The sequence below is a fragment of the Stenotrophomonas sp. RS-48 genome, assembly GCF_030053245.1.
Lineage (GTDB): Bacteria > Pseudomonadota > Gammaproteobacteria > Xanthomonadales > Xanthomonadaceae > Stenotrophomonas > Stenotrophomonas maltophilia_P.
On sequence record NZ_JASGBV010000078.1, the window covers coordinates 1 to 21,261 of the forward strand.

At 68.0% G+C, this 21,261-nt stretch carries 24 protein-coding genes; all 24 read left to right on the forward strand.

Annotation, left to right across the window (positions count from 1 at the left end):
- On the forward strand, positions 1-67 hold a 67-nt coding region (locus QMZ25_RS19225), incomplete at its 5' end, for a flagellin (RefSeq protein ID WP_154582915.1).
- Between the two features lie 436 nt (positions 68-503).
- On the forward strand, positions 504-1,919 hold the full coding sequence (gene fliD / locus QMZ25_RS14240) for a flagellar filament capping protein FliD (protein ID WP_053519585.1): 1,416 nt from the start codon (positions 504-506) through the stop codon (positions 1,917-1,919).
- 127 nt (positions 1,920-2,046) lie between these two features.
- A complete protein-coding gene (gene fliS, locus QMZ25_RS14245) occupies positions 2,047-2,463 on the forward strand; it encodes a flagellar export chaperone FliS (protein WP_053519586.1) in 417 nt (138 codons plus the stop codon).
- Positions 2,460-2,753 carry a hypothetical protein gene (locus QMZ25_RS14250; protein ID WP_111186089.1) on the forward strand — a complete coding sequence of 98 codons (294 nt, stop codon included), beginning with the start codon at positions 2,460-2,462 and terminating at the stop codon, positions 2,751-2,753. The genes fliS and QMZ25_RS14250 overlap by 4 nt, the downstream gene beginning before the upstream one ends.
- Positions 2,750-3,328, forward strand: coding sequence for a PilZ domain-containing protein (locus tag QMZ25_RS14255; RefSeq protein ID WP_111186090.1), 579 nt, complete (start codon positions 2,750-2,752; stop codon positions 3,326-3,328). The genes QMZ25_RS14250 and QMZ25_RS14255 overlap by 4 nt, the downstream gene beginning before the upstream one ends.
- Positions 3,329-3,419: 91 nt before the next feature.
- Positions 3,420-4,052, forward strand: coding sequence for a response regulator transcription factor (locus tag QMZ25_RS14260; RefSeq protein ID WP_053519589.1), 633 nt, complete (start codon positions 3,420-3,422; stop codon positions 4,050-4,052).
- 269 nt (positions 4,053-4,321) lie between these two features.
- The gene (gene rpoN, locus QMZ25_RS14265; protein ID WP_283219834.1) at positions 4,322-5,731 is read left to right on the forward strand and encodes an RNA polymerase factor sigma-54; all 1,410 of its coding nucleotides are present in this window, start codon (positions 4,322-4,324) and stop codon (positions 5,729-5,731) included.
- A gap of 14 nt (positions 5,732-5,745) precedes the next feature.
- The gene (locus tag QMZ25_RS14270; RefSeq protein WP_053519591.1) at positions 5,746-6,123 is read left to right on the forward strand and encodes a response regulator transcription factor; all 378 of its coding nucleotides are present in this window, start codon (positions 5,746-5,748) and stop codon (positions 6,121-6,123) included.
- A complete protein-coding gene (locus QMZ25_RS14275) occupies positions 6,120-7,625 on the forward strand; it encodes a sigma-54 dependent transcriptional regulator (protein WP_053519592.1) in 1,506 nt (501 codons plus the stop codon). The genes QMZ25_RS14270 and QMZ25_RS14275 overlap by 4 nt, the downstream gene beginning before the upstream one ends.
- A 259-nt stretch (positions 7,626-7,884) precedes the next feature.
- On the forward strand, positions 7,885-8,250 hold the full coding sequence (fliE, locus tag QMZ25_RS14280) for a flagellar hook-basal body complex protein FliE (RefSeq protein ID WP_053519593.1): 366 nt from the start codon (positions 7,885-7,887) through the stop codon (positions 8,248-8,250).
- A gap of 12 nt (positions 8,251-8,262) precedes the next feature.
- Positions 8,263-9,909 (forward strand): flagellar basal-body MS-ring/collar protein FliF, encoded by a 1,647-nt coding sequence (gene fliF / locus QMZ25_RS14285; protein WP_065176166.1) that lies wholly within the window; start codon positions 8,263-8,265, stop codon positions 9,907-9,909.
- 7 nt (positions 9,910-9,916) lie between these two features.
- Positions 9,917-10,903, forward strand: a complete 987-nt coding sequence (fliG, locus tag QMZ25_RS14290) for a flagellar motor switch protein FliG (protein WP_053519595.1) — start codon at positions 9,917-9,919, stop codon at positions 10,901-10,903.
- The gene (locus QMZ25_RS14295; protein ID WP_053519596.1) at positions 10,900-11,541 is read left to right on the forward strand and encodes a FliH/SctL family protein; all 642 of its coding nucleotides are present in this window, start codon (positions 10,900-10,902) and stop codon (positions 11,539-11,541) included. The genes fliG and QMZ25_RS14295 overlap by 4 nt, the downstream gene beginning before the upstream one ends.
- Positions 11,538-12,923, forward strand: coding sequence for a FliI/YscN family ATPase (locus tag QMZ25_RS14300; protein ID WP_053519597.1), 1,386 nt, complete (start codon positions 11,538-11,540; stop codon positions 12,921-12,923). Before QMZ25_RS14295 ends, QMZ25_RS14300 begins: the two co-directional genes overlap by 4 nt.
- Positions 12,924-12,926: 3 nt before the next feature.
- Complete coding sequence (fliJ, locus tag QMZ25_RS14305; protein WP_065183030.1) at positions 12,927-13,394, forward strand: flagellar export protein FliJ; 468 nt, start codon at positions 12,927-12,929, stop codon at positions 13,392-13,394.
- Positions 13,391-14,482 (forward strand): flagellar hook-length control protein FliK, encoded by a 1,092-nt coding sequence (locus tag QMZ25_RS14310; RefSeq protein ID WP_283219835.1) that lies wholly within the window; start codon positions 13,391-13,393, stop codon positions 14,480-14,482. Before fliJ ends, QMZ25_RS14310 begins: the two co-directional genes overlap by 4 nt.
- Positions 14,483-14,698: 216 nt before the next feature.
- Positions 14,699-15,217, forward strand: a complete 519-nt coding sequence (locus QMZ25_RS14315) for a flagellar basal body-associated FliL family protein (protein WP_053519600.1) — start codon at positions 14,699-14,701, stop codon at positions 15,215-15,217.
- A gap of 10 nt (positions 15,218-15,227) precedes the next feature.
- Entirely contained in the window at positions 15,228-16,232 is a 1,005-nt protein-coding gene (fliM, locus tag QMZ25_RS14320) for a flagellar motor switch protein FliM (protein WP_065176161.1), read from the forward strand.
- Positions 16,229-16,564 (forward strand): flagellar motor switch protein FliN, encoded by a 336-nt coding sequence (gene fliN / locus QMZ25_RS14325; RefSeq protein WP_053519602.1) that lies wholly within the window; start codon positions 16,229-16,231, stop codon positions 16,562-16,564. The genes fliM and fliN overlap by 4 nt, the downstream gene beginning before the upstream one ends.
- Positions 16,561-16,968: a flagellar biosynthetic protein FliO gene (gene fliO / locus QMZ25_RS14330; RefSeq protein ID WP_053519603.1), complete on the forward strand. Its 408-nt coding sequence runs from the start codon at positions 16,561-16,563 to the stop codon at positions 16,966-16,968. The genes fliN and fliO overlap by 4 nt, the downstream gene beginning before the upstream one ends.
- Position 16,969: 1 nt before the next feature.
- The gene (fliP, locus tag QMZ25_RS14335; protein WP_053519604.1) at positions 16,970-17,752 is read left to right on the forward strand and encodes a flagellar type III secretion system pore protein FliP; all 783 of its coding nucleotides are present in this window, start codon (positions 16,970-16,972) and stop codon (positions 17,750-17,752) included.
- 93 nt (positions 17,753-17,845) lie between these two features.
- A complete protein-coding gene (locus QMZ25_RS14340) occupies positions 17,846-18,115 on the forward strand; it encodes a flagellar biosynthetic protein FliQ (protein ID WP_053519605.1) in 270 nt (89 codons plus the stop codon).
- A 13-nt stretch (positions 18,116-18,128) separates the two neighbouring features.
- On the forward strand, positions 18,129-18,920 hold the full coding sequence (gene fliR, locus QMZ25_RS14345; protein ID WP_053519606.1) for a flagellar biosynthetic protein FliR: 792 nt from the start codon (positions 18,129-18,131) through the stop codon (positions 18,918-18,920).
- A gap of 163 nt (positions 18,921-19,083) precedes the next feature.
- Complete coding sequence (locus tag QMZ25_RS14350) at positions 19,084-21,216, forward strand: bifunctional diguanylate cyclase/phosphodiesterase (protein WP_111186092.1); 2,133 nt, start codon at positions 19,084-19,086, stop codon at positions 21,214-21,216.
- Positions 21,217-21,261 lie beyond the last annotated feature (45 nt).

Consider the following 21,261-nt stretch of genomic DNA (forward strand, 5'->3'; position numbering starts at 1 on the left):
GGCCGGTACGGCCATGCTGGCCCAGGCCAACCAGGTACCGCAGGGCGTGCTCAGCCTGCTGCGCTGATCCACGGCAAGAAGGTACCGCTGCCGCCGGTCGAACCGGCGGCAGCGGCAACCCGACAGCCACGGCGCACGCAGGCGCGGGCCATGCCCGGCCCGGGACGCTTCCCGAACCGGCTTGGCATCGCCCGCCCCTGCGGACCTCTGTTTCAGCGCTGTACCTTTGACTGTACGCACCGGGCGGCTTCGTCTCCCCCCGATTGTCAGTAGCCTGATCCCTCCCCTGCTTTGGGGGAGGGTTTTTTGCAGACTCCCGGCAGCCTGCGTCGTCGCGACCGCACCCTGCCCTGTCACTCCTGCAACCTGCATGCCAAACCTGCCGTCCGGCACTGGCACGGCGCATGCATCAACGAAGTCCTCAAGACCCAGCGGCGCAGGCCGCTATTTTCGTTGACGACGGGCGGCCGCAGCGCGGCGCCCGGATTACCAGGAGAAACGACGTGGCAGACTTTGGATACGGTGGCATCGGCTCGGGCCTGGACATCTCCAGCATCGTCAGCCAGCTGGTCGCGGCCGACCGCAAGCCCGCCGACAATGCGCTGAACCTGCAGCAGTCCAAGACCAAGATGCAGCTGTCGTCGATCGGCACCGTCACCGCGGCCTTCGACAAGCTGAAGACCGCACTCACTGCACTGAAGGCCACCACGGCCTTCGACACCCGCACGGTCACCGCCAGCAAGGGCGGCAGCGGCGGTACCGACGAGATCCTGACGGCCAGCGTGGCGCTGTATGACGTCGGCACCACCAAGGCGGCAGCGTCCAATGGCACGCACATCATCGACGTCAAGTCGCTGGCGACCGCACACAAGCTGATCGCCGACACCTCCGTGCCCAAGACCGATACGTTCGCCGCCGGAACCTTGACGTTGACCGTCGGCGTCGGCGACAAGGCCAAGACCATGAACGTGGAGGTCGAGGAAGGCGACACGCTGACCACGATCCGCAACAAGATCGACGCCGCCGGCCGCAAGGAAGGCGTGCAGGCCACCCTGATCAGCTCCGGCGACAACCAGTACCTGTCGATCGCACAGGAAAAGACCGGCGCGGCAAACGCGATCAAGCTCGAATACGCCGGCAGCGACCCGAAGTTGGGGGCGCTGGTCGGCAGCCTGAAGCAGAACACCGCGGCCGCCGATGCCAAACTGACCATCGACGGCGTTGAAGTGGTGAGCGCCAGCAACACCGTGGCCGACGCCGTGCCGGGCCTGACCCTGAACCTGAAGAAGGAAGGACAGAGCACGGTCACGATCAGCACCGACACGGCCGCGGCGACCAAGGTGATGCAGGATTTCGTGACCGCGTACAACGCGGCCATCGCCGCCATCAACACCGAAACCAAGTACGACGCCAAGACCAAGGAAGCGGCAGCCCTCACCGGCGACGCACAGATGCGCGGCGCCGCCAGCCAGCTGCGCTCGGTGATGTCGGGCGTGCTCAAGTCGTTGTCCGGCGATGGCCTGGACGCCAAGGCCATCGGCCTGCAGACCCGTGGCTACCCCAATGCCGATGGCAGCCTGGTGCTTGATACCACCAAGTTCGCTGCCGCGCTTGCCAGCCAGCCGGAGAAGATCCGCCAAGCGATCACCGGCGATGCCGGCGGTGCGGGCCAGCTGTACTCGCTGGTCGACGGCTACGTGAGCACGACGGTCGGCAAGGAGGGTGCGTTCGTTGCCCGCACCAAGGGCCTGAACAACACCCTGGACAGCATCGACAAGCGCCGCAAGGACCTGGATACACGCATGGTCGGCGTGGAGGCACGGTACAAGAAGCAGTTCCTCGCACTGGACAGCCTGATGGGCAAGCTGCAGCAGAGCAGTTCGGCGCTGCAGCAGCAGCTGGCGCAGTTGAACGGTTGACGGACGCGCGCGGCACTCAAGTTTGGTGCCGAACGCACCGATAACGGACGCAACAGCAATCATCGCGGTACTGCCGGCAGTGATCGTCACGATCCTGCTGCAGCACCCAGCGCAAGGAGAATCACGAATGTACGGTTCCAGCCGTCAGTACGCCGAGCAGTACCGCCAGGTGGGTGTGACCAGTGCGGTCACCGATGCCGATCCGCACAAGCTGGTGGCCCTGTTGCTGGCGGGCGCGCTGGAGCGCGTGCGGCGCGCACTGGCCAGCCTCGAGCGCGGCGACCATGCCGGCAAGGGCAAGGCGATCGGCGAGGTCTGCGCCATCGTCGGCCACCTCAACGGCTCGCTGGACCATGAGGCCGGCGGCGAAATTGCCGGCAATCTTTCGTCCCTCTACGACTACGTGCTGCAGCGCCTGACCGAGGCCAACCTGCACAACGACCGCGCCGCTCTGGACGAATCGCTGCAGCTGCTGGGCGAGATCGACAGCGCCTGGAACGCAATTCCGCACGAGCAGCGCCGTACGGCAGCGGTGGCACCATGAGCCTGCAGGCACTGCATGCGCAGCTGGATGCTTTCGAGAAGGCGCTGGGTGAAGATGCCTTCGACACCGCCGACAGTCTGCTCGAAGGCCATGACAGCAAGCTGCACGCGCTGTTGAGCCAACCGCTGGCGGCCGCCGACCATGCGCCCCTGACCGCGCTGTTCGAACGCCAGCAGAACCTGCTCACCCTGCTGCGCCATCGCCGCGACGCGGTGGCCGTGCAGCTGCACGATGGACGGCGCTCCCTTCGCGCCGCGCACGCCTACCTGCAGGCAGAATCGCTGGCATGACCCTCCTGCCGACCACGTCGCTGCATCACCCGGCCGAAAGCGAGCTGTTCGACGAGACGCTCAGCTGCGAACTGGCGCTGCCGGTCGAGTTCCAGGCCGGCAATGCGGCGGGACGTACCAGCAGCGCCGAAGGCCTGCTGCGCAGCCTGGCGCTGGTCGAGGACAGCCGTGTCGATGAACACGAGGAGCGCAGCGAGGCCAGCCTTCCGCTGCAGCGGCTGGAAGCCAAGCTGGATCTGGCCATGGTGCTGCTGGGCCGGCTCGTGCGCCAGCAGGGCCCGGCATTGACCCTGCGCCCGGTGCGCTGGTCCCGGCGCGGCATCCGCCTGCAGCTGGGCCCCCGCAGTGGCGCGGCCCCGGGCCAGGCCGGCGTGGTCCGCGTGCAGCCCAGCGACTGGCTGCCCGACCATATCGATCTGCCGGTGGAAGTGGTTGCCGAGGCCGCCGATGGCAGCGGAGGCCACTATCTCTGGCTGCGTTTCCATCGCCTCGGCGACGGGCTGGAAATGGCCATGGAGCGGCATCTGTTCCGCCTGCACAGACGTCAGGTGGCCGAAGCAAGGCGGGCGCGCTGAACCCTGGCACGCCCGCCCGCAACGGACGACGCTTGGCTCGCCCGTTCAGCTAAGTTAAGGTGGACTCCCCTCCCGGACCTCCAGCGTGCCTGTGCGAGTTCTCATCGTCGACGATCACACCCTGGTCCGCGCCGGCCTGGCGCGGCTGCTGCAGGGGTTTGCCGACGTGCAGCTCGTGGCCGAGGCCAGCAACGCCGAGCAGGCGCTGCAACTGGCCCTGCAGCACGCGCCGGACGTGGTGCTGATGGATCTGTCCCTGCCCGGACGCACCGGCCTGGAAGCACTCAGCGACATCCGCATGCGCGCACCCGGCACCCGGGTGGTGATGATGACCATGCACGATGATGCCGCCCACGTGCGCGACGCACTGGATCGCGGTGCCGTCGGCTTCGTGGTCAAGGATGCCGCTCCGCAGGAACTGGAACTGGCGCTGCGCGCTGCACACGCAGGCCAGGTGTTCCTGAGCCCGCAGATCTCGGCGAAGATGCTGGCGCCCATGCTGGGCCGCGAGAAGCCCACCGGCATCGCCGCGCTGTCACCCCGCCAGCGCGAGATCCTGCGCCGCATCGGCAAAGGCGAAAGCAACAAGGAAATCGCCGCCGATCTCGGCATCAGCGTCAAGACCGTGGAAACCCACCGCGCGCGCATGATGGAGTCGCTGGGGTGCCGCCGCGCCAACGACCTGCTGCTGCTCGCCGCCCGCCACCAGCACGAGCTGGAGTGACCAAGCCACCCGGATGACGGGTTCCCGTCACTCCCACAGGCACTGACGGAATCCCGTACACGCCGGCACGACGCCCCGACCGCGTACGCAACAGGAAATCAAGGACTTGCGACCGGGGAACGTCAACGTCCCGCGCCGATGTCGGGAAAACCCCTACACGCTGTCGGGTAATTCACCAACCATCTCAGGAACCCCCTGATTCCGCACCTGCCGGATCAGAAGCAAGATGCGTTCCACAAGGCGTCGGGGAGCGGCGCCGGGGAACCACGATGAAGGCTGCACTCTCGGCCCAGCTGGGCCAACAACTTCACCTCACCCCGCAGTTGCTGCAGTCGATCCGGCTGCTGCAGCTGGACGGGCTGCATCTGGAACAGGAAATACAGCGCCTGCTCGACTCCAACCCGATGCTGGACATCGAGGATGCCGAAGCGCCTGCGCCCGAACCCGTCGACGCCGGCGCCACCACGCTGGAAACCGCGGCGTTCGACGAGCTGCCCGAATCCTCGATGTGGGACGTTGCCGGCGCCAGCTGGCAGGACGGCGACGATGACCGCATGGCACGCATCGCGGCGGGCGAATCGAGCGATCCGCAGCTGCGCGTGCTGCAGCGGCTGGCACTGGACCTGGACGACTGCGAGCTGGCGGTCGCCGCCTTCTGGCTCGAGCATTGCGATGACGCCGGCTATCTGCAGGCACCGCTGGCACAGCTGCAGCTGCTGGCCAGCGCCCAGTTCGACATCGCCGCGGATGGCGTGGAAGCGGTCCGCCAGCGCCTGCTGCATGGCGAGCCCGCCGGCATGGCCGCGCGGGACCTTCGCGAAAGCCTGCAGGCCCAGCTGCGCAGCCTGGACGGCGTGGTTCCCGCGCGGCACCTGGCCACCCGCATCCTTGCCGGCGCGCTCGAGCCGCTGGCCGCGCACGACTACCCCGCCCTCGCCCGCCTGCATGACGCCGAGATCGGTGACGTGCGCGAAGCAGTGCGACTGATCCTCTCGCTGCAACCCCGCCCGGGTGACAACCTGCTGCCGGAACGCAATGCCGTGGTGGTACCGGATGTGGTCGCCTGGCACGCCGACGGCCAGTGGAAAGTGGCCCTGAATCCGGCGACCAGCCGCCGCGTATCGATCAACACGCAGTACGAACAGGCCCTGGCCGACAGCAACGAGGCTGCACCGGCGCTGCGCGAGATGCTGCAGGAAGCGCGCTGGTTCAGCCGTGGCCTGTCGATGCGCTATGACACCCTGCTGCGTACGGCGCGGGTGATCGTCGAGCGCCAGGCCGCGTTCCTGGTCCGGGGCGAGGAAGCGATGGCGCCGCTGACGCTTAAGGAAGTGGCGGAGGAGATCGGCATGCACGAGTCCACCGTCTCGCGCATCACCACCGGCAAGTACCTGCAGACCCCGCGTGGCACCTTCGAGCTGAAGCACTTCTTCGCGGTGCGCCTGGAAGGCGCCAGCGTCTCCGGCCAGGCGGTGAAGGCCATGGTGCGCCGCCTGATCGATGCCGAGCCGGCCGGTCGGCCGCTGGCCGATGAGGCCATCGCCGCCCTGCTGTCGCGCCAGGGGGTGAACATTGCCCGCCGAACCGTCGCAAAATACCGAGAACAACTGGATATCGCCCCGGCCCGCGAACGGCGCCGGCTCAGCGCCAGGCAACCGCAGCTGGCCCGGGTGGGCTGAAAAGGATGTTGGACATGAACACGCTCACGGTCCTGCTGGTCGACGACCACGAAGGTTTCATCAACGCAGCGATGCGCCATTTCCGCAAGATCGACTGGCTGCAGATCGTCGGCAGTGCCGGCAACGGCCTGGAAGCGATCGAGCGTTCGGAGACGCTGCGCCCGCAGGTGGTGCTGATGGACCTGGCGATGCCGGAAATGGGTGGCCTGCAGGCGACCCGCCTGATCAAGTCGCAGGATGACGCCCCGTACATCGTCATCGCCAGCCACTTCGATGACGCCGAGCACCGCGAGCATGCACTGCGCGCCGGCGCCGACAATTTCGTCAGCAAGCTGTCCTACATCCAGGAAGTGATGCCAATCCTGGAAGGCCTCAGGGAGGATCGATCGTGAGCGAGTCGCGCATCCTGGTGCTGGACAACGACGCCGTGCGTGCCGAACGCACCGTTGCCCTGCTGGAATTCATGGACTTCAATCCGCGCTGGGTTTCCGACGCGGCAGACTTCGACCTGGGCCGGCAGCGCCAGAGCGACTGGATGGCGGTGATCGTCGGCAGCCTCGACGACAGCGCCGCCAGCACCGCCCTCTACGCATGGCTGGGCGGCAGCAGCCTGCCGCCGCCGGTGCTGCTGGCCGATGGCGAGGCCAGTGCCTTCGCCCACCGCCACGGCCTGCATGAAGCCAACATCTGGCCGCTGGAGACGCCGCTGCGCCATGCGCAGATGGAAGCCCTGCTGCGCCGTGCCAGCCTCAAGCGCCTGGATGCCGAGCACCAGGCGGGCGCGGTGCAGGAGCAGGGACCCACCGGCAATGGTGCCGCTGTGAGCGCGCTGCGCACGATGATCGACCAGGTCGCGGCATTCGACACCACCGTACTGGTGCTGGGCGAGTCGGGCACCGGCAAGGAAGTGGTCTCGCGCGCCATCCACCAGCGCTCGCCGCGCCGCGACGGGCCATTCGTGGCGATCAACTGTGGCGCCATTCCAGCCGACCTGCTCGAGAGCGAACTGTTCGGCCACGAGAAGGGTGCCTTTACCGGCGCGCTGACCGCGCGCAAGGGCCGCTTCGAAATGGCGGAGGGCGGCACCCTGCTGCTGGATGAGATCGGCGACATGAGCCTGCCGATGCAGGTCAAGCTGCTGCGCGTGCTGCAGGAGCGCAGCTTCGAGCGTGTCGGCGGCAACCAGACCATCCGCTGCAACGTGCGGGTGATCGCAGCGACCCACCGCGATCTGGAGAGCCGGATCGCCGACGGCAAGTTCCGCGAAGACCTGTTCTACCGCCTCAATGTGTTCCCGATCGACGTGCCGGCCCTGCGCGAACGGCGCGAGGATCTGCCGGCACTGGTGGAAACCATTGCCGCGCAGCTGGCGCGCACCGGCCGCGGCGAAGTCCGTTTCACTGCCGAAGCCCTGCAGGCGCTGGCGGGCTACGAATGGCCAGGCAACGTACGCGAGCTGACCAATCTGGTCGAACGCCTGGCGGTGCTGCATCCGGGTGGTTCGGTCCGCGTGCAGGACCTTCCCGCGCGCTACCGGGGCGACGCCCTGCTGGCCCCCGTCAGCACCCCGGCGGCGGTACCGGCAGCACCCAGCGAAGAGCGATTGGACCTGCGCAGCTTCTCCTTCCACACCCCCGGCAGCGGCGGCCAGCCGTCGCTGGAGCACGGCATCGCGGTCAACCGCGCTGCGGCTGCCACGGCCCTGCCCGACGACGGCCTGGACCTGCGCAACCACATGGCCAGCATCGAGCTGGGCCTGATCAATGAAGCGCTGGAGCGGACGCAGGGGGTGGTCGCCCACGCCGCGCAGCTGCTGGGCCTGCGCCGAACCACCCTGGTGGAAAAACTGCGCAAGTACGGCATCGAACGCGAGCAGGCCGAACTGGCCAGCTGAGCGTGATCGCCAGCATGAAGGGGGCACGGACGCCTGGGCTTGCCCGGGCGTTCGTGTATCCGGCGGCCGCCGGCAAGGCCAAAAAACCGACGCCGGTTCACTGACACCGGCAGATGACGACAGCGTATCGGCACGCCAGCTCGCCCGTCCTCCGCCGAACGCAAACTTCCGTCACGTTTCTGAACCACTCAGGCGTTCCGGCACGGCACTTGCAGTGATCCCTGCAGATTCCCCATCCCTGTTCCTGGAACCGTTGCAGATGTCCCACTCCGTCACTTCGATCCTTTCGCAGATCCGCACCTACCAGTCCCAGATGGGACAGCCGGTGCTCAATCCGCTGGCTGAAGCGCCGCGCAGCAATGCCCTTCCTGGTGCGGTGCTGGATGCGCCGCAGGTGCAGCCGGCCAGCTTCACCGAGACCCTGCGCGGTGCGATTGCCGGCGTCAACAATGCGCAGCAGACGTCCGGCGCGCTGGCCAAGGCGTTCGAGATGGGCGAACCCGGCGCCGATCTGGCCAAGGTGATGGTCGCCTCGCAGCAATCCCAGATCGCCTTCCGCGCCACCGTGGAAGTCCGCAACCGTCTCGTCCAGGCCTACCAGGACGTGATGAACATGCCGCTGTAAGGAACTTGACGCATGGCACTGACGCTTTCCAAGGACAGCCTGAACGCCGAGAAGGCGGGGCAATGGTTCGACCGCCTGCAGAGCCTGCAGATCACCCGTCGGCTGGGGCTGATGGCGATGATCGCAGTGGCGGTGGCGGCGGGCCTGTTCGTGTTCTTCTGGTCGCAGAAGCCCGGCATGGTTCCGCTGTACACCGGCCTGGACCAGAAGGCCACCGCTGAAGCGACCGACCTGCTGCGTGCAGCGCAGATCCCGTTCGCCCTGGACCCGGCAACCGGTGGCATCACCGTGCCGGAGAAAAACCTGCATGACGCCCGCCTGAAGCTGGCCGGCTCCGGCCTGACCGACAGCGGCAAGCTGGGTTTCGAGCTGATGGAGCGCGACCCGGGCTTTGGTGTCAGCCAGTTCGTGGAAAGCGCGCGCTACCAGCACGCGCTGGAAACCGAGTTGTCGCGCACCATCAATACGCTGCGACCGGTGCGTGACTCACGCGTACACCTGGCCATCCCCAAGCCCAGCGCCTTCACCCGCCAGCGCGACGTCGCCAGTGCTTCGGTGACCCTGGAACTGCGCGGTGGCCAGCAGCTGGAACGCAGCCAGGTGGATGCGATCGTGCACATGGTCGCCGCCAGCATTCCGGACCTGTCGCCGGAACGGGTGACCGTGGTCGACCAGAGCGGGCGCATGCTCAGCATCAGCGACCCGAACAGCGAAGCGGCGGTCAACGCCGCCCAGTTCGAGCAGGTCCGCCGGCAGGAGACCTCCTTCAACCAGCGCATCCGCGAGTTGCTGGAACCGATGACCGGCCCGGGCCGCGTCAATCCGGAAGTCAGCGTGGACATGGACTTCTCGGTCACCGAGGAAGCGCGTGAGCTGTACAACGGCGAGCCGGCCAAGCTGCGCAGCGAACAGATGAGCGAGAACACCACCAGCACGCCCGGACCGCAGGGCGTGCCTGGCGCCACCAGCAACACGCCGCCGGGCCAGGCTGCGCCGCCGCAGACCGCGCAGACGCCGAGCGAAAGCAGCAAGAACGCGACGCGCAACTACGAGCTGGACCGTACGCTGCAGCACACCCGCCAGCCGGCCGGCCGCATCAAGCGCGTGTCGGTGGCGGTGCTGGTGGACAACGTGCCGCGCCCCGGCGCCAATGGCGCACTTACCCCGCAGCCGCTGTCGGCCGCCGAACTGACCCGCGTCGAGGCGCTGGTCAAGCAGGCCGTCGGCTTCAGCGCCGAGCGGGGCGATACGGTCTCGGTGATGAATGCCCCGTTCGTGCGCGAGACCACACCGGTGGAAGGCCCGGCTTGGTGGGAGCTGCCGTGGGTGCACGATGCCGGCCGCATGCTGCTGGGGGCCATTGTGGTGCTGGCGCTGCTGTTCGGCGTACTGCGTCCGGCGCTGCGTGCCATCACCGGCCAGGCGAAGAAGCACGACCCGCTGGCACTGGAACCGCATACCGCTGACGTACAGCTGGTCGATGACGATGGCAGCCCGCTGCCGGCCCTGGGTGCCGAGCGCGCTGGCCTGGGTGGACCGGAGGCGCTGGCCCTGCCGGTGGACTCCTACGAGGAACGACTGCGGATGGCCCGTGAAGCCGTGAAGACCGACTCCAAGCGCGTGGCCCAGGTGGTCAAGGGTTGGGTGGCCAATGACTGAGGTACCGTTGACCGGAGTGCAGCGCGCCGCCGTGCTGCTGCTGTCGCTGGGTGAACTGGACGCGGCCGAAGTGCTGCGCCACATGGAACCCAAGGAAGTCCAGAAAATCGGCATCGCGATGGCCACCATGTCCGACATCACCCGCGAACAGGTGGAACGGGTGATGGACCAGTTCGGCCAGGAGCTGGGCTCCAAGACCTCGCTGGGCGTGGGGTCGGACGACTACATCCGCAACATGCTGGTGCAGGCACTGGGCAGCGAGAAGGCCGGCAACCTGATCGATCGCATCCTGCTGGGCCGCAACACCACCGGCCTGGATGCGCTGAAGTGGATGGATCCGCGTGCGGTCGCCGACCTGGTCCGCAACGAGCACCCGCAGATCATCGCCATCGTCATGGCCCACCTTGAAACCGACCAGGCCGCCGATGCGCTGAAACTGCTGCCCGACCGCACCCGCGTGGACGTGCTGCTGCGCATCGCCACCCTCGATGGCATTCCGCCGAACGCACTCAATGAACTCAACGAGATCATGGAGCGCCAGTTCGCCGGCAACCAGAACCTGAAGTCATCCAACATCGGCGGCGTGCAGTGCGCGGCCAACATCCTCAACTTCATGGACAGCGGCCAGGACCAGGCGATCCTCGGCGAGATCGCACGCATCGACGCGCCCTTGAGTGGCCGCATCCAGGACCTGATGTTCGTGTTCGACGACCTGGTGGATCTGGACGACCGCGAGATGCAGCTGGTGCTGCGTGAAGTCAGCGGCGAGCGGCTGGGGCTGGCCCTGCGCGGCGCCGACATCAAGGTCCGCGACAAGATCACCCGCAACATGTCCCAGCGTGCCGCCGAGATCCTGCTGGAGGACATGGAGGCCCGTGGGCCGGTGCGTCTGTCCGACGTGGAAGGCGCGCAGCGCGAGATCCTGGCCATCGTCAAGCGCATGGCCGATGAAGGCACCATCACCATCGGCGGCAGCGCGGAGGCCATGCTGTGAGCACGGTCGTGCGCTGGCTCGCCCCTGACCTGCTGGCCCAGCCGGAACCCGTGCTGGAACAGGAGGACGCGTCCGGGCACGCCGGGCCGGATCCGGAGCACGAGCCGGAACCGCCGCTGCAGTTGCCGACCCTGGAAGAGATACAGGCCATCCAGGACAGTGCCGAGAAGGAAGGCTTCCAGCACGGCCATGCGGAGGGCTATGGCCAGGGCCAGGCCGAGGTGCGCCGGCTTGCCGCGCAGATCGAGGGCATCCTGGACAACTTCAGCCGCCCGCTGGTCCGCCTGGAGAACGAGGTGGTCGGTGCGCTGGGAGAGCTGGCGGTCCGCATCGCCGGTGCCCTGGTCGGTCGCGCCTACGAGGCCGAACCGGCGCTGCTGGCACAGCTGGTCGGCGAAGCCATCGATGCGGTCGGCGGCAGCACGCGCGAAGTGGAAGTGCGCCTGCACCCGGACGACATCGCTGCCCTCGCCCCCTTGCTCACCCTGCCACCGCAGCAGCGGCTGGTTGCCGACACCAGCCTCAGCCGCGGCGACCTGCGCGTGCATGCCGAGGCCGTGCGCATCGACGGCACTCTCGAAGCCCGCCTGCGTGGCGCGCTGGACGCAGTGATCCGCCAGACCGGAGCGAACGCATGACGGCCGAAACGCCACTGCCGCCGCCTGCGGCCGACTGGGCCCTGGCCCGCAATCTACGCTTGGCCCGTCGCCTGGACGGGCTGCGCGTGGACACCGCACACGGCCGTGGCCTGATCCGCGAAGGCGTGCTGCGCCGCGCGGTCGGGCTGACCCTGGAAGCGGTCGGCTGCGAAGCACCGCTGGGGGCCAGCTGCAAGGTCGAAGTGGTCGACGGTGGCTGGGTGGATGCCGAAGTGGTCGGCTTCGCCGGTGAGCGCACCTACCTGATGCCCAGCGCCGAACTGCATGGCCTGTTGCCCAACGCGCGGGTCGTGCCATCGGCACGGCGCGGCGGCGTGGAAGTGGGCGAAGGCCTGCTCGGCCGGGTGATCGACAGCGATGGCGTGCCGCTGGACGGCAAGGGCCCGATCCGTGCCGAAGGCCACGTCGGCATGGCCGGTGTGTCGATCAATCCACTCGCGCGCGAGCCGATCACCCAGCCACTGGATGTGGGCGTGCGCGCCATCAACGCACTGCTGCCGATCGGCCGTGGCCAGCGTGTCGGCCTGTTCGCCGGCTCCGGCGTCGGCAAATCGACACTGCTGGGCATGATGACCCGCTACACCGCTGCCGACGTCATCGTGGTCGGGCTGATCGGCGAACGCGGCCGCGAAGTGCGCGATTTCGTCGAAACCACGCTGGGCGAGGAAGGCCTGCGCCGCGCGGTGGTGGTCGCCAGCCCGGCCGACCGGCCACCGCTAGCGCGCCTGCATGGCGCCTACCGTGCAACCGCCATTGCCGAATGGTTCCGCGACCAGGGCCTGAACGTCCTGCTGCTGATGGACTCGCTGACCCGCTTCGCGCAGGCACAGCGCGAGATCGGCCTGTCGGTGGGCGAACCGCCGACCACGCGCGGCTACCCGCCGTCGGTGTTCGCCAAGCTGCCCGCGCTGGTCGAACGCGCCGGCAACGGCGCCAAGGGGCGCGGCTCCATCACCGCGTTCTACACCGTGCTGACCGAAGGCGACGATCCGCAGGATCCGATCGCAGACGCCGCACGCGCGATCCTCGACGGCCACATCCTGCTGTCGCGCCGGGTCGCGGACAGCGGCCTGTACCCGGCCATCGACGTGGAATCGTCCGTCAGCCGCGTGGTCACGGAAATCGCCGACGAACCGTGGCGCCTGCGCATCCGCAAGCTCAAGCGGCTGGTGTCGGCCTACTCGGCCAACCGCGACCTGATCGCCATCGGCGCCTACCAGCGCGGCAACGACGCAGCCACCGACGAAGCCCTGGAACGCTGGCCGGAAATCATGGAATTCCTGGGACAGGACGTGGCCAAGGCCGCGGATCTCCCGCACAGCCAGGCGGCGCTGCAGCGCCTGGTGGAAAACGAGGTGTAAGCGATGAACCAGTCCAAGCGTATCGACCCTCTGCTGAGGCGGGCACAGGAACATGAAGATGCGGTCGCCCGCGACCTGGCCGAGCGCCAGCGCCTTCTCGACACTCACCTGTCGCGTCTGGACGAACTGCGACGTTATGCCGAGGAGTACGCCAACGCACAGATGGCCGCGACCAGTCCCGCCCAGCTGTTGAACCGGCGTGCGTTCCTTGACCGCCTCGACAGTGCGGTGGAGCAACAGCAGCGCACCGTCGACGGCAACCGCGAGAAGGTCGAAGCCGAACGCGCGCGCCTGATCCTGGCCAGCCGCGACAAGGCGGTACTGGAGCAGCTGGCCGCCAGCTATCGCGCACAGGAAAAGGTGGTGACAGACCGCCGCGACCAGCGCGAGATGGATGACATCGGCGCGCGCCGCTCCCGCCTGGCGCAGGCCGAGGACCAGGACGGCGCAGACACCGGAGGCCGTTCGTGACGCCCGCCGCGCTTTCGGGCAGCAGCACGACGGCCACTCCGCCCGGCGTGGGCAGCAGCCCGTCGCGCACGGCACGCAGCGAAGGCGGCAAGGACTTCGGTCAGCTGCTGCAGGGCGGTGCGACCGTCCCGCCCGCGGACAGCCCCGCGCCGACCGGCGTTGCGGCCACCGGCAGCGATGACGCCGCCAGCGTGCGGCCCCCCGCCAGCGAGCAGGCTACGGGCGAGGCCGCTGCGCCACCGGCCGGCAAGGCTGCGACCGACCAGGACGCGACGACGGAAACCGACGAAGCGCCCTGGCCTCCATTTGGACTGGCCGGGCTGGTGCTGGCCACCCCACTGCCCGCCGACCCTGCGGCCAGCGTCCCACCGTCCGCAACGGGCACAGCGCCTCCGGCCCTGGCGGCGACCACCGCCCCCCCATCGCCGGTTGCCGCGTCGCCTGCCGCCGTGGTGCAGTCACCCGCCACGGGCGTCGATGGCGAGGACGGCGCACTGTCCCTGCCTGTGCTGCCGACGGGCGACGCCGCGCTGGAGCGCAGCGGTGACACCGACAGCACGTTGCAGGGTGATCGTGCCCCGCCTGCACCCCTGCAGGCGCCCCTGCCCGCCGCACTGCAGGATCTGAAGGCGGCGCTGTCCAGCAGCGCGGTCTTCAACGGTGAACCGACGCCGAAGCCGGTGCTTGGCGACGATGGATTCGACCAGGCCATTGGCGCCCGCCTGGGCTGGCTGGCCGACCAGAAGATCGGCCACGCCCACATCCGACTGAGCCCGGACGATCTGGGGCCGGTGGACGTACGCCTGCAGCTCAACGGCGACAAGGTCCACGCCAGTTTCAGCAGCCCGCACGTGGATGTCCGCCAGGCGCTGGAAAGCAGCCTGCCACGCCTGCGTGAACTGCTGGGCGAACAAGGCTTCCAGCTGGCCCACGCCGATGTCGGCCATCAGCCGGGCGGCGGTGGCGCACCTGCCGGCCAGGCCGGGCAGGAGGCAGGTCGGGGTGACGGAGAACCGACGCGGGGTGATGCCAGCCTGCCGGCCACCCCGTTGATCCGCCAGCGTGGCCTGCTGGACGCATACGCCTGACAGGTGTGCCAACCAAGGTTGGCACCCACCAGAGCGGAGCGGTTGGCACCCACCAGAGCGATGTGGTTGGCACCTGCCAGCATCGCGTTGGTGGGTGCGGAGCTTGCTCCGCACGGCCCCACCGGCACCCCGACGGAATTCCGTCGCACCCTGTTCCCGGTGCATCGGCACACCCCTTGCATATCCCGGTGAAGCAACCCTCAGGAGCTTCACCTCGTGGCCGCAGCCGCTGACAAAACCAAGAAGAACGTCGAAAAGGACAAGGCCCGCACGCCGCGCAGTCCGATCCTGATCACCGCGCTGGTGGCCGTACTGGCTGCCGCTGCCGCCGGTGGCGGCGTGTGGTTCTTCACCCAGTCCACGCAGGAAGAAAAGACCAGCCAGGCGCCGAAGAAGAAGAACGCCACGCCGGCACCGGCGCAGTACTTCGCGCTGGAGCCCGCGTTCGTGGTCAACCTCAATGGTCCCATCGACGGCCCGCGCTACCTGCAGCTGGAAGTGCAGCTGATGACCCGTGATCCGGCCGCGCTGGAGGCGATCAAGACCCACGCCCCGGCCCTGCGTGCACGACTGCTGATGCTGTTCTCGCAGGTCGAGCCGGCACAGATCGCCGATATCGCCGGCAAGAAGAAGCTGCAGGCCGATTCGCTGGCCGAGGTGCAGAAGGTGCTCAAGGCCGAGACCGGCAGCAATGGTGCCGACGATCTGCTGTTCACCAGCTTCGTGACCCAGTAAGGGCCCACCGATGAATGATCTGCTGTCCCAGGACGAGATCGATGCCCTGCTCCACGGCGTGGACAGCGGCGCGGTCGAGACCGACCCGGAGCCGCCCTCCGGCGAAGCCCGTTCATACGACTTCGCCAGCCAGGACCGCATCATCCGCGGCCGCATGCCGACGCTGGAAATGGTCCACGAGCGCTTTGCACGCCTGTGGCGCATCGGCCTGTTCAACCTGATCCGGCGCTCGGCCGAACTGTCGGTGCGCGGCATCGAGCTGATCAAGTTCAACGACTACATGCATTCGCTGTATGTGCCGACCAACCTGAACCTGATCCGTTTCAAGCCACTGCGCGGCACCGGCCTGATCGTGTTCGAGCCGACCCTGGTGTTCGCCATCGTCGACAACTTCTTCGGCGGCGACGGGCGCTACCCAACCCGGATCGAAGGCCGCGAGTTCACCGCCACCGAGATGCGCGTGATCCATCTGCTGCTGAAGCAGACCTTCGCCGACCTGCGCGAAGCGTGGGCACCGGTGATGGACGTGGAATTCGAGTACATCAACTCGGAGATCAACCCGCACTTCGCGAACATCGTGACCCCGCGCGAATACGTGGTGGTGTGCCGCCTGCATGTCGAGCTCGACGGCGGTGGCGGCGACATCCACGTCACCCTGCCGTACTCGATGCTCGAACCGATCCGGGAGCTGCTCGATGCCGGCATCCAGAGCGATCGCAACGACCGCGACGAAAGCTGGGGCCAGACCCTGCGCGAGCAGCTCAACATCGCCGAAGTGACCCTGTCCAGCGTGCTGGCCAGCAAGCGCATGACCCTGCGTGACCTGACCCGGTTGAAGGTCGGCGACATCCTGCCGATCGAGCTGAGCCCGCAGGTGCCGCTGTGTGTGGAGAACATCCCGGTGTTCACCGGCGAATTCGGCATCGCCAACGGCATGAATGCCGTGAAGATCACTGCTACCCATCCGCCGGGCACCCGCCCGCGCGTACCCGTCATCCAGGAAGACCCGCAATGAACGATACCGACGCCCTCGAACCGACTCCGGCCCAGTTCGGCACCCTGCACGCCGACGAGGCCTCCGGGGTCGATCTGAATCTGGACGTGATCCTCGACGTGCCGGTGACCCTGTCGCTGGAAGTCGGCCGCGCCCGCCTGCCGATCCGCAACCTGCTGCAGCTCAACCAGGGTTCGGTGGTGGAGCTGGAGCGTGGCGCCGGTGAATCGCTCGACGTATTCGTCAACGGCACCCTGATCGCGCATGGCGAGGTCGTGGTGATCAATGACCGCTTCGGCGTGCGCCTGACCGATGTGGTCAGCCCGAGCGAACGCATCCGGAGACTGCGTTGAGCCTGCTGGCGTCCACCCTGCTGGGCGTCGGCAAGGCCGCCGCCCCGGTCGGCCAGCACGCGGCCTCGGCACCGGGCCTGTTCGGCGCGGTGCTGGCGCTGCTGGCCGTGCTGGCCCTGGTGGTCGGCCTGGGCTGGCTGCTCAAGCGCCTGCCCGGCAGCGGCTTCCGCCCGGCCGACGGCATGAAGCTGGTGGCCAGCCTCAGCGTCGGCGCCAAGGAACGCGTCGTGGTGGTGGAGGTCAACGGCCAACAACTGCTGCTGGGCGTCACCGCCGGCAGCATCAACGCCCTGCACACCCTTTCCGAACCGCTGCCGCCGCCCGCGCCGGTGCGCGTGCCGGACCTGAAGAACCTGCCGAATTTCGCCCAGCTGCTGCAGCAGCGGCTGCGCAAGGACCCCTGACATGCGTGTCATCCGTACCCGTCCAGCTACCCTGATCGCGTGGCTGCTGCTGATTGCCCTGTGCCTGCTGCCCGCGCTCGCCTTTGCCGCGCCGGGCGCTGCTCCGACCACGCCACTGCCGGATGTCAACGTGGGCAGGATCGGTGGCCAGCCGGTCAGCCTGCCGCTGCAGACACTGCTGCTGATGACGGCGATCACCCTGATCCCGTCGATGCTGCTGGTGCTGACCTCGTTCACCCGCATCATCATCGTGCTGGGCCTGCTGCGGCAGGCACTGGGCACCGGCCAGACCCCGTCCAACCAGGTGCTGCTGGGCCTGGCCCTGTTCCTCACCGCGATGGTGATGATGCCCACCTGGGACAAGGCGTGGAGCAGCGGAATGGCGCCCTACCTCAACGGCCAGATCGACTTCCAGACCGCGTGGACGCTGACCACCCAGCCGCTGCGCGGCTTCATGCTGGCGCAGATCCGCGAGACCGACCTGATGACCTTCGCCGGCATCGCCGGGCACGGCACCTACGCCAGCCCGGATGCGATCCCGTTCCCGGTCCTGGTCGCCTCGTTCGTGACCAGCGAACTGAAGACCGCCTTCGAGATCGGTTTCCTGATCTTCATCCCGTTCGTGATCATCGATCTGGTCGTGGCCAGCGTGCTGATGTCGATGGGCATGATGATGCTGTCACCGATGCTGGTCTCGGCACCGTTCAAGATCCTGCTGTTCGTGCTCGTCGACGGCTGGGTGCTGACGGTGGGAACGCTGGCGGCCAGCTTCAATCCGGCGTGACCCGGACCGGCGTGATTGCAGGGGCCTCCCGCCATTGCCGGCGGCCGCATTGACCACCGCCGGGCAGGACCCGGCGCTACCGATGGAAAGACGATGTCTCCCGAACTTGCCCTGACCGAACTGCGTGGCGGCCTGATTGCCGTACTGTGGGTGGCTGGCCCGCTGCTGCTGACCGTACTGGTGGTAGGTGTGGTGGTCGGTGTCGTGCAGGCCGCGACCCAGCTCAATGAGCCCACCATCGCCTTCGTCGCCAAAGCGGCAGCGTTGACCGCCGTGCTGTTCGCCCTGGGCAGCCTGCTGATCGGCCATCTGGTCGAATACACCACGCTGCTGTTCCAGCGCATTCCGCACCTGATCGGCTAGGACGCGCACCGCGATGGATGCCGCCACCCAGATGGCTGCCGACGGCCTGCAGGCCTTCGGCATGATCGGCACCGTGCTGTGGACGATGCTGCGCATCGGCGCGGTAGCCATGGCCATGCCCATGGTCGGCACCCGTGCGGTGCCGGCGCGGATCCGCGTGGTACTGGCCGGTACCCTCGCCATCGCGCTCGCCCCGCTGCTGCCGCCCGTGCCGGAGTGGACCGGCTTCGATGCGGCCACCGTGCTGACCATCGCCCGTGAGCTGGCCATCGGCGTGGCCATCGGCTTCCTGCTGCGGCTGGTGTTCGAAGCTGGCGCGATGGCCGGCGAACTGGTGGCACAGGGCACCGGCCTGGCGTTCGCGCAGATGAGCGACCCCCTGCGCGGCGGCACCTCCGGCGTGATCGGGCAGTGGTTCTACCTGTTGTTCGGCCTGCTGTTCTTCACCGCGAACGGCCACCTCGCGCTGATCTCGCTGGTCGTGGACAGCTACCGGGCACTGCCGATCGGTGCGCCGCTGCCCGATCCGCACGCGTTCTTCAGCATCGCCCCGACGTTCCTGCTGACCGTGCTGCGCGGTGCGTTGACACTGGCCATTCCGTTGACGGTGGCGATGCTGGCGGTGAACCTGGCGTTCGGCGTGCTCGCCCGTGCGGCACCTGCGCTCAATCCGATCCAGCTCGGCCTGCCGGTGTCGCTGCTGCTGGGCCTGTTCCTGCTGGTCCTGCTGGCCGGCGAAATGGGGCCCCCGGTGCAACGACTGTTCGATGCGGCGTTCCAGGCTGCGGACGCGGTCACACACTGACGCTTCCATCACGCTTTGCTGCTTGCCGTCCCCCCGGGGACGCGCGTTAGAGTGAATACGCGGCAACCGGGGGGATGCCGCACCTGGCGGCCGCTTCTGGCTGCCTGCCACATGCATGCCCCACCGTAGTTTCCGTCGACAGGCAGGTCCGGGAGACTGACGAATGCTGGTAGGCACGTACAACGCATGGCTGGTGGCAGTCTCGCTGTTGGTGGCCGTGATGGCTTCCTACACGGCATTGGCGATGGCCGGACGCACGGTCACGGCACCCGGCAGGGGCGCGACCTGGTGGTGGCGGCTCGGTGGCGGCTTCGCGATGGGCCTGGGCATCTGGTCGATGCACTTCATCGGCATGCTGGCCTTCGACCTGCCCATTCCGCTGGGCTACGACCTGCCGATCACCCTGCTGTCGCTCGCCCTGGCCATCGCCTCGTCGGTGTTCGCGCTCTGGCTGGTCTCGCTGCCCACCCTGCCACATCCCCGCCTGGCAGGGGGCGCCTTGCTGATGGGCACCGGCATTGCCGGCATGCATTACGTCGGCATGGCCGCGATGCGCATGCAACCCGGCATCGACTACCACACGGGCTGGCTGCTGCTGTCGCTGCTGGTTGCGGTCGCTGCATCCTGGACCGCCCTCTACGTCGCCTTCCGCCTGCGCGCGCAGCGCACCCGGGTCGGTGACCGGCTGGCCGCCGCCGGCCTGCTCGGTCTGGCCATCGTGGGCATGCACTACACCGGCATGGCCGCCGCACGCTTTCCACAGGGCAGCATCTGCGGCGCTGCGGTGGGCGATGGCCTGCAGAGCACCTGGCTGGCGATGCTGGTGGTGGTGCTGACCGTCGCGATCCTGGCGGTGGTGCTGGTGGTGTCCTGGCTGGACCAGCGGGTGGAAGCGCAGCTGCTGCGCCTTCGCAACGCGATGCTGAGCACCTCGCTGACGGATGCGCAGGAGGAATTGACCCAGGCCGCGCTGCACGACCCCTTGACCCGCCTTCCGAACCGGCTGCTGCTGCAACGGCGCATCGTGCAGTCACTGGCCGAAGCCGAACAGGGCGGCAGCCGCTTCGCGGTGATGTTCATGGACCTGGATGGCTTCAAGCAGGTCAACGATGCCTATGGCCACCAGGCCGGCGATGCCCTGCTGGTGGCCGTCGCCGAGCGCACCCGCCAGCTGCTGCGGCCGAACGACCTGCTGGCGCGGCTCGGCGGCGACGAGTTCGTGCTGGTGGTGCGCATCGACCATGACGAGGACCTGCCGACCCTGGCCCGGCGCATCCTGCAGGCGGTGGGAGGCGGCCCGCTGCTGCCCGACAACGAACTTCAGGTGACTGCCAGCATCGGCATCGCCATCTGCCCCGACCACGCCGCCAGCGAACGCCAGCTGATGGCCTTCGCCGACGCTGCGATGTACCAGGCCAAGGAATCCGGCCGAAACTCCTTTGTCCTGTTTGCGGATTGGATGAACGACAGCGCCGAACAGCAGTTCCGCCTGCTGGCCGACCTGCGCAGGGCGATCGGCAGCGAACAGCTGTTCCTGCACTACCAGCCGAAGATCCGCGTGGCCACCCAGAAGGTCGCCGGCGCCGAGGCGCTGATCCGCTGGCGTCATCCGGAACAGGGCCTGATTCCACCGGATCGCTTCATCCGCCTGGCCGAGCGCAGCGGCGCGATCAACGAGATCGGCCGCTGGGCGCTGGACCAGGCGTGCCTGCAACTGCGGCACTGGCACGACGCCGGCCACGAGGGCTGGTCGATATCGGTCAACCTGTCGCCGGTCCAGTTCAGCTCGCCGCACCTGCTGCGCGATGTGCGCGACGTGATCGAGCGGCATCGCATCACGCCGCGCAACCTGGTGCTGGAGATCACCGAAAGCACCGTGATGCGCGACACCGACACCAGTTTGCGGCTGCTGCAGGCGTTGTCGGTGCTGGGGGTCGGCATCTCCATCGACGATTTCGGCACCGGCTACTCCAGTCTGCTGTACCTCAAGCGCCTGCCGGCCACCGAGATCAAGATCGACCACGCCTTCGTGCGCGATCTCGAACACAGCGCGGAGGACGTGGTGATCGTATCGGCGATCGTGGCGCTGGGCCATGCACTGGACATGGACATTGTTGCCGAGGGCGTGGAAACGGCTGCCCAGCGGGCCTACCTTGAGCGGCTGGGGTGCGATTACCTGCAGGGCTACCTGCTCGGCCGCCCGGTCGATGCGGGCCGTTTCATGCAACTGCACGACCTGCCGCGGCCACGGGTGGAGCTGGCGCAGACCCCGCCCCCACCGGCCCCGCCGGGGTAACGTCGGACTCTCCGCGGCGGGCGGCCACCCACCGTATGATGGCCA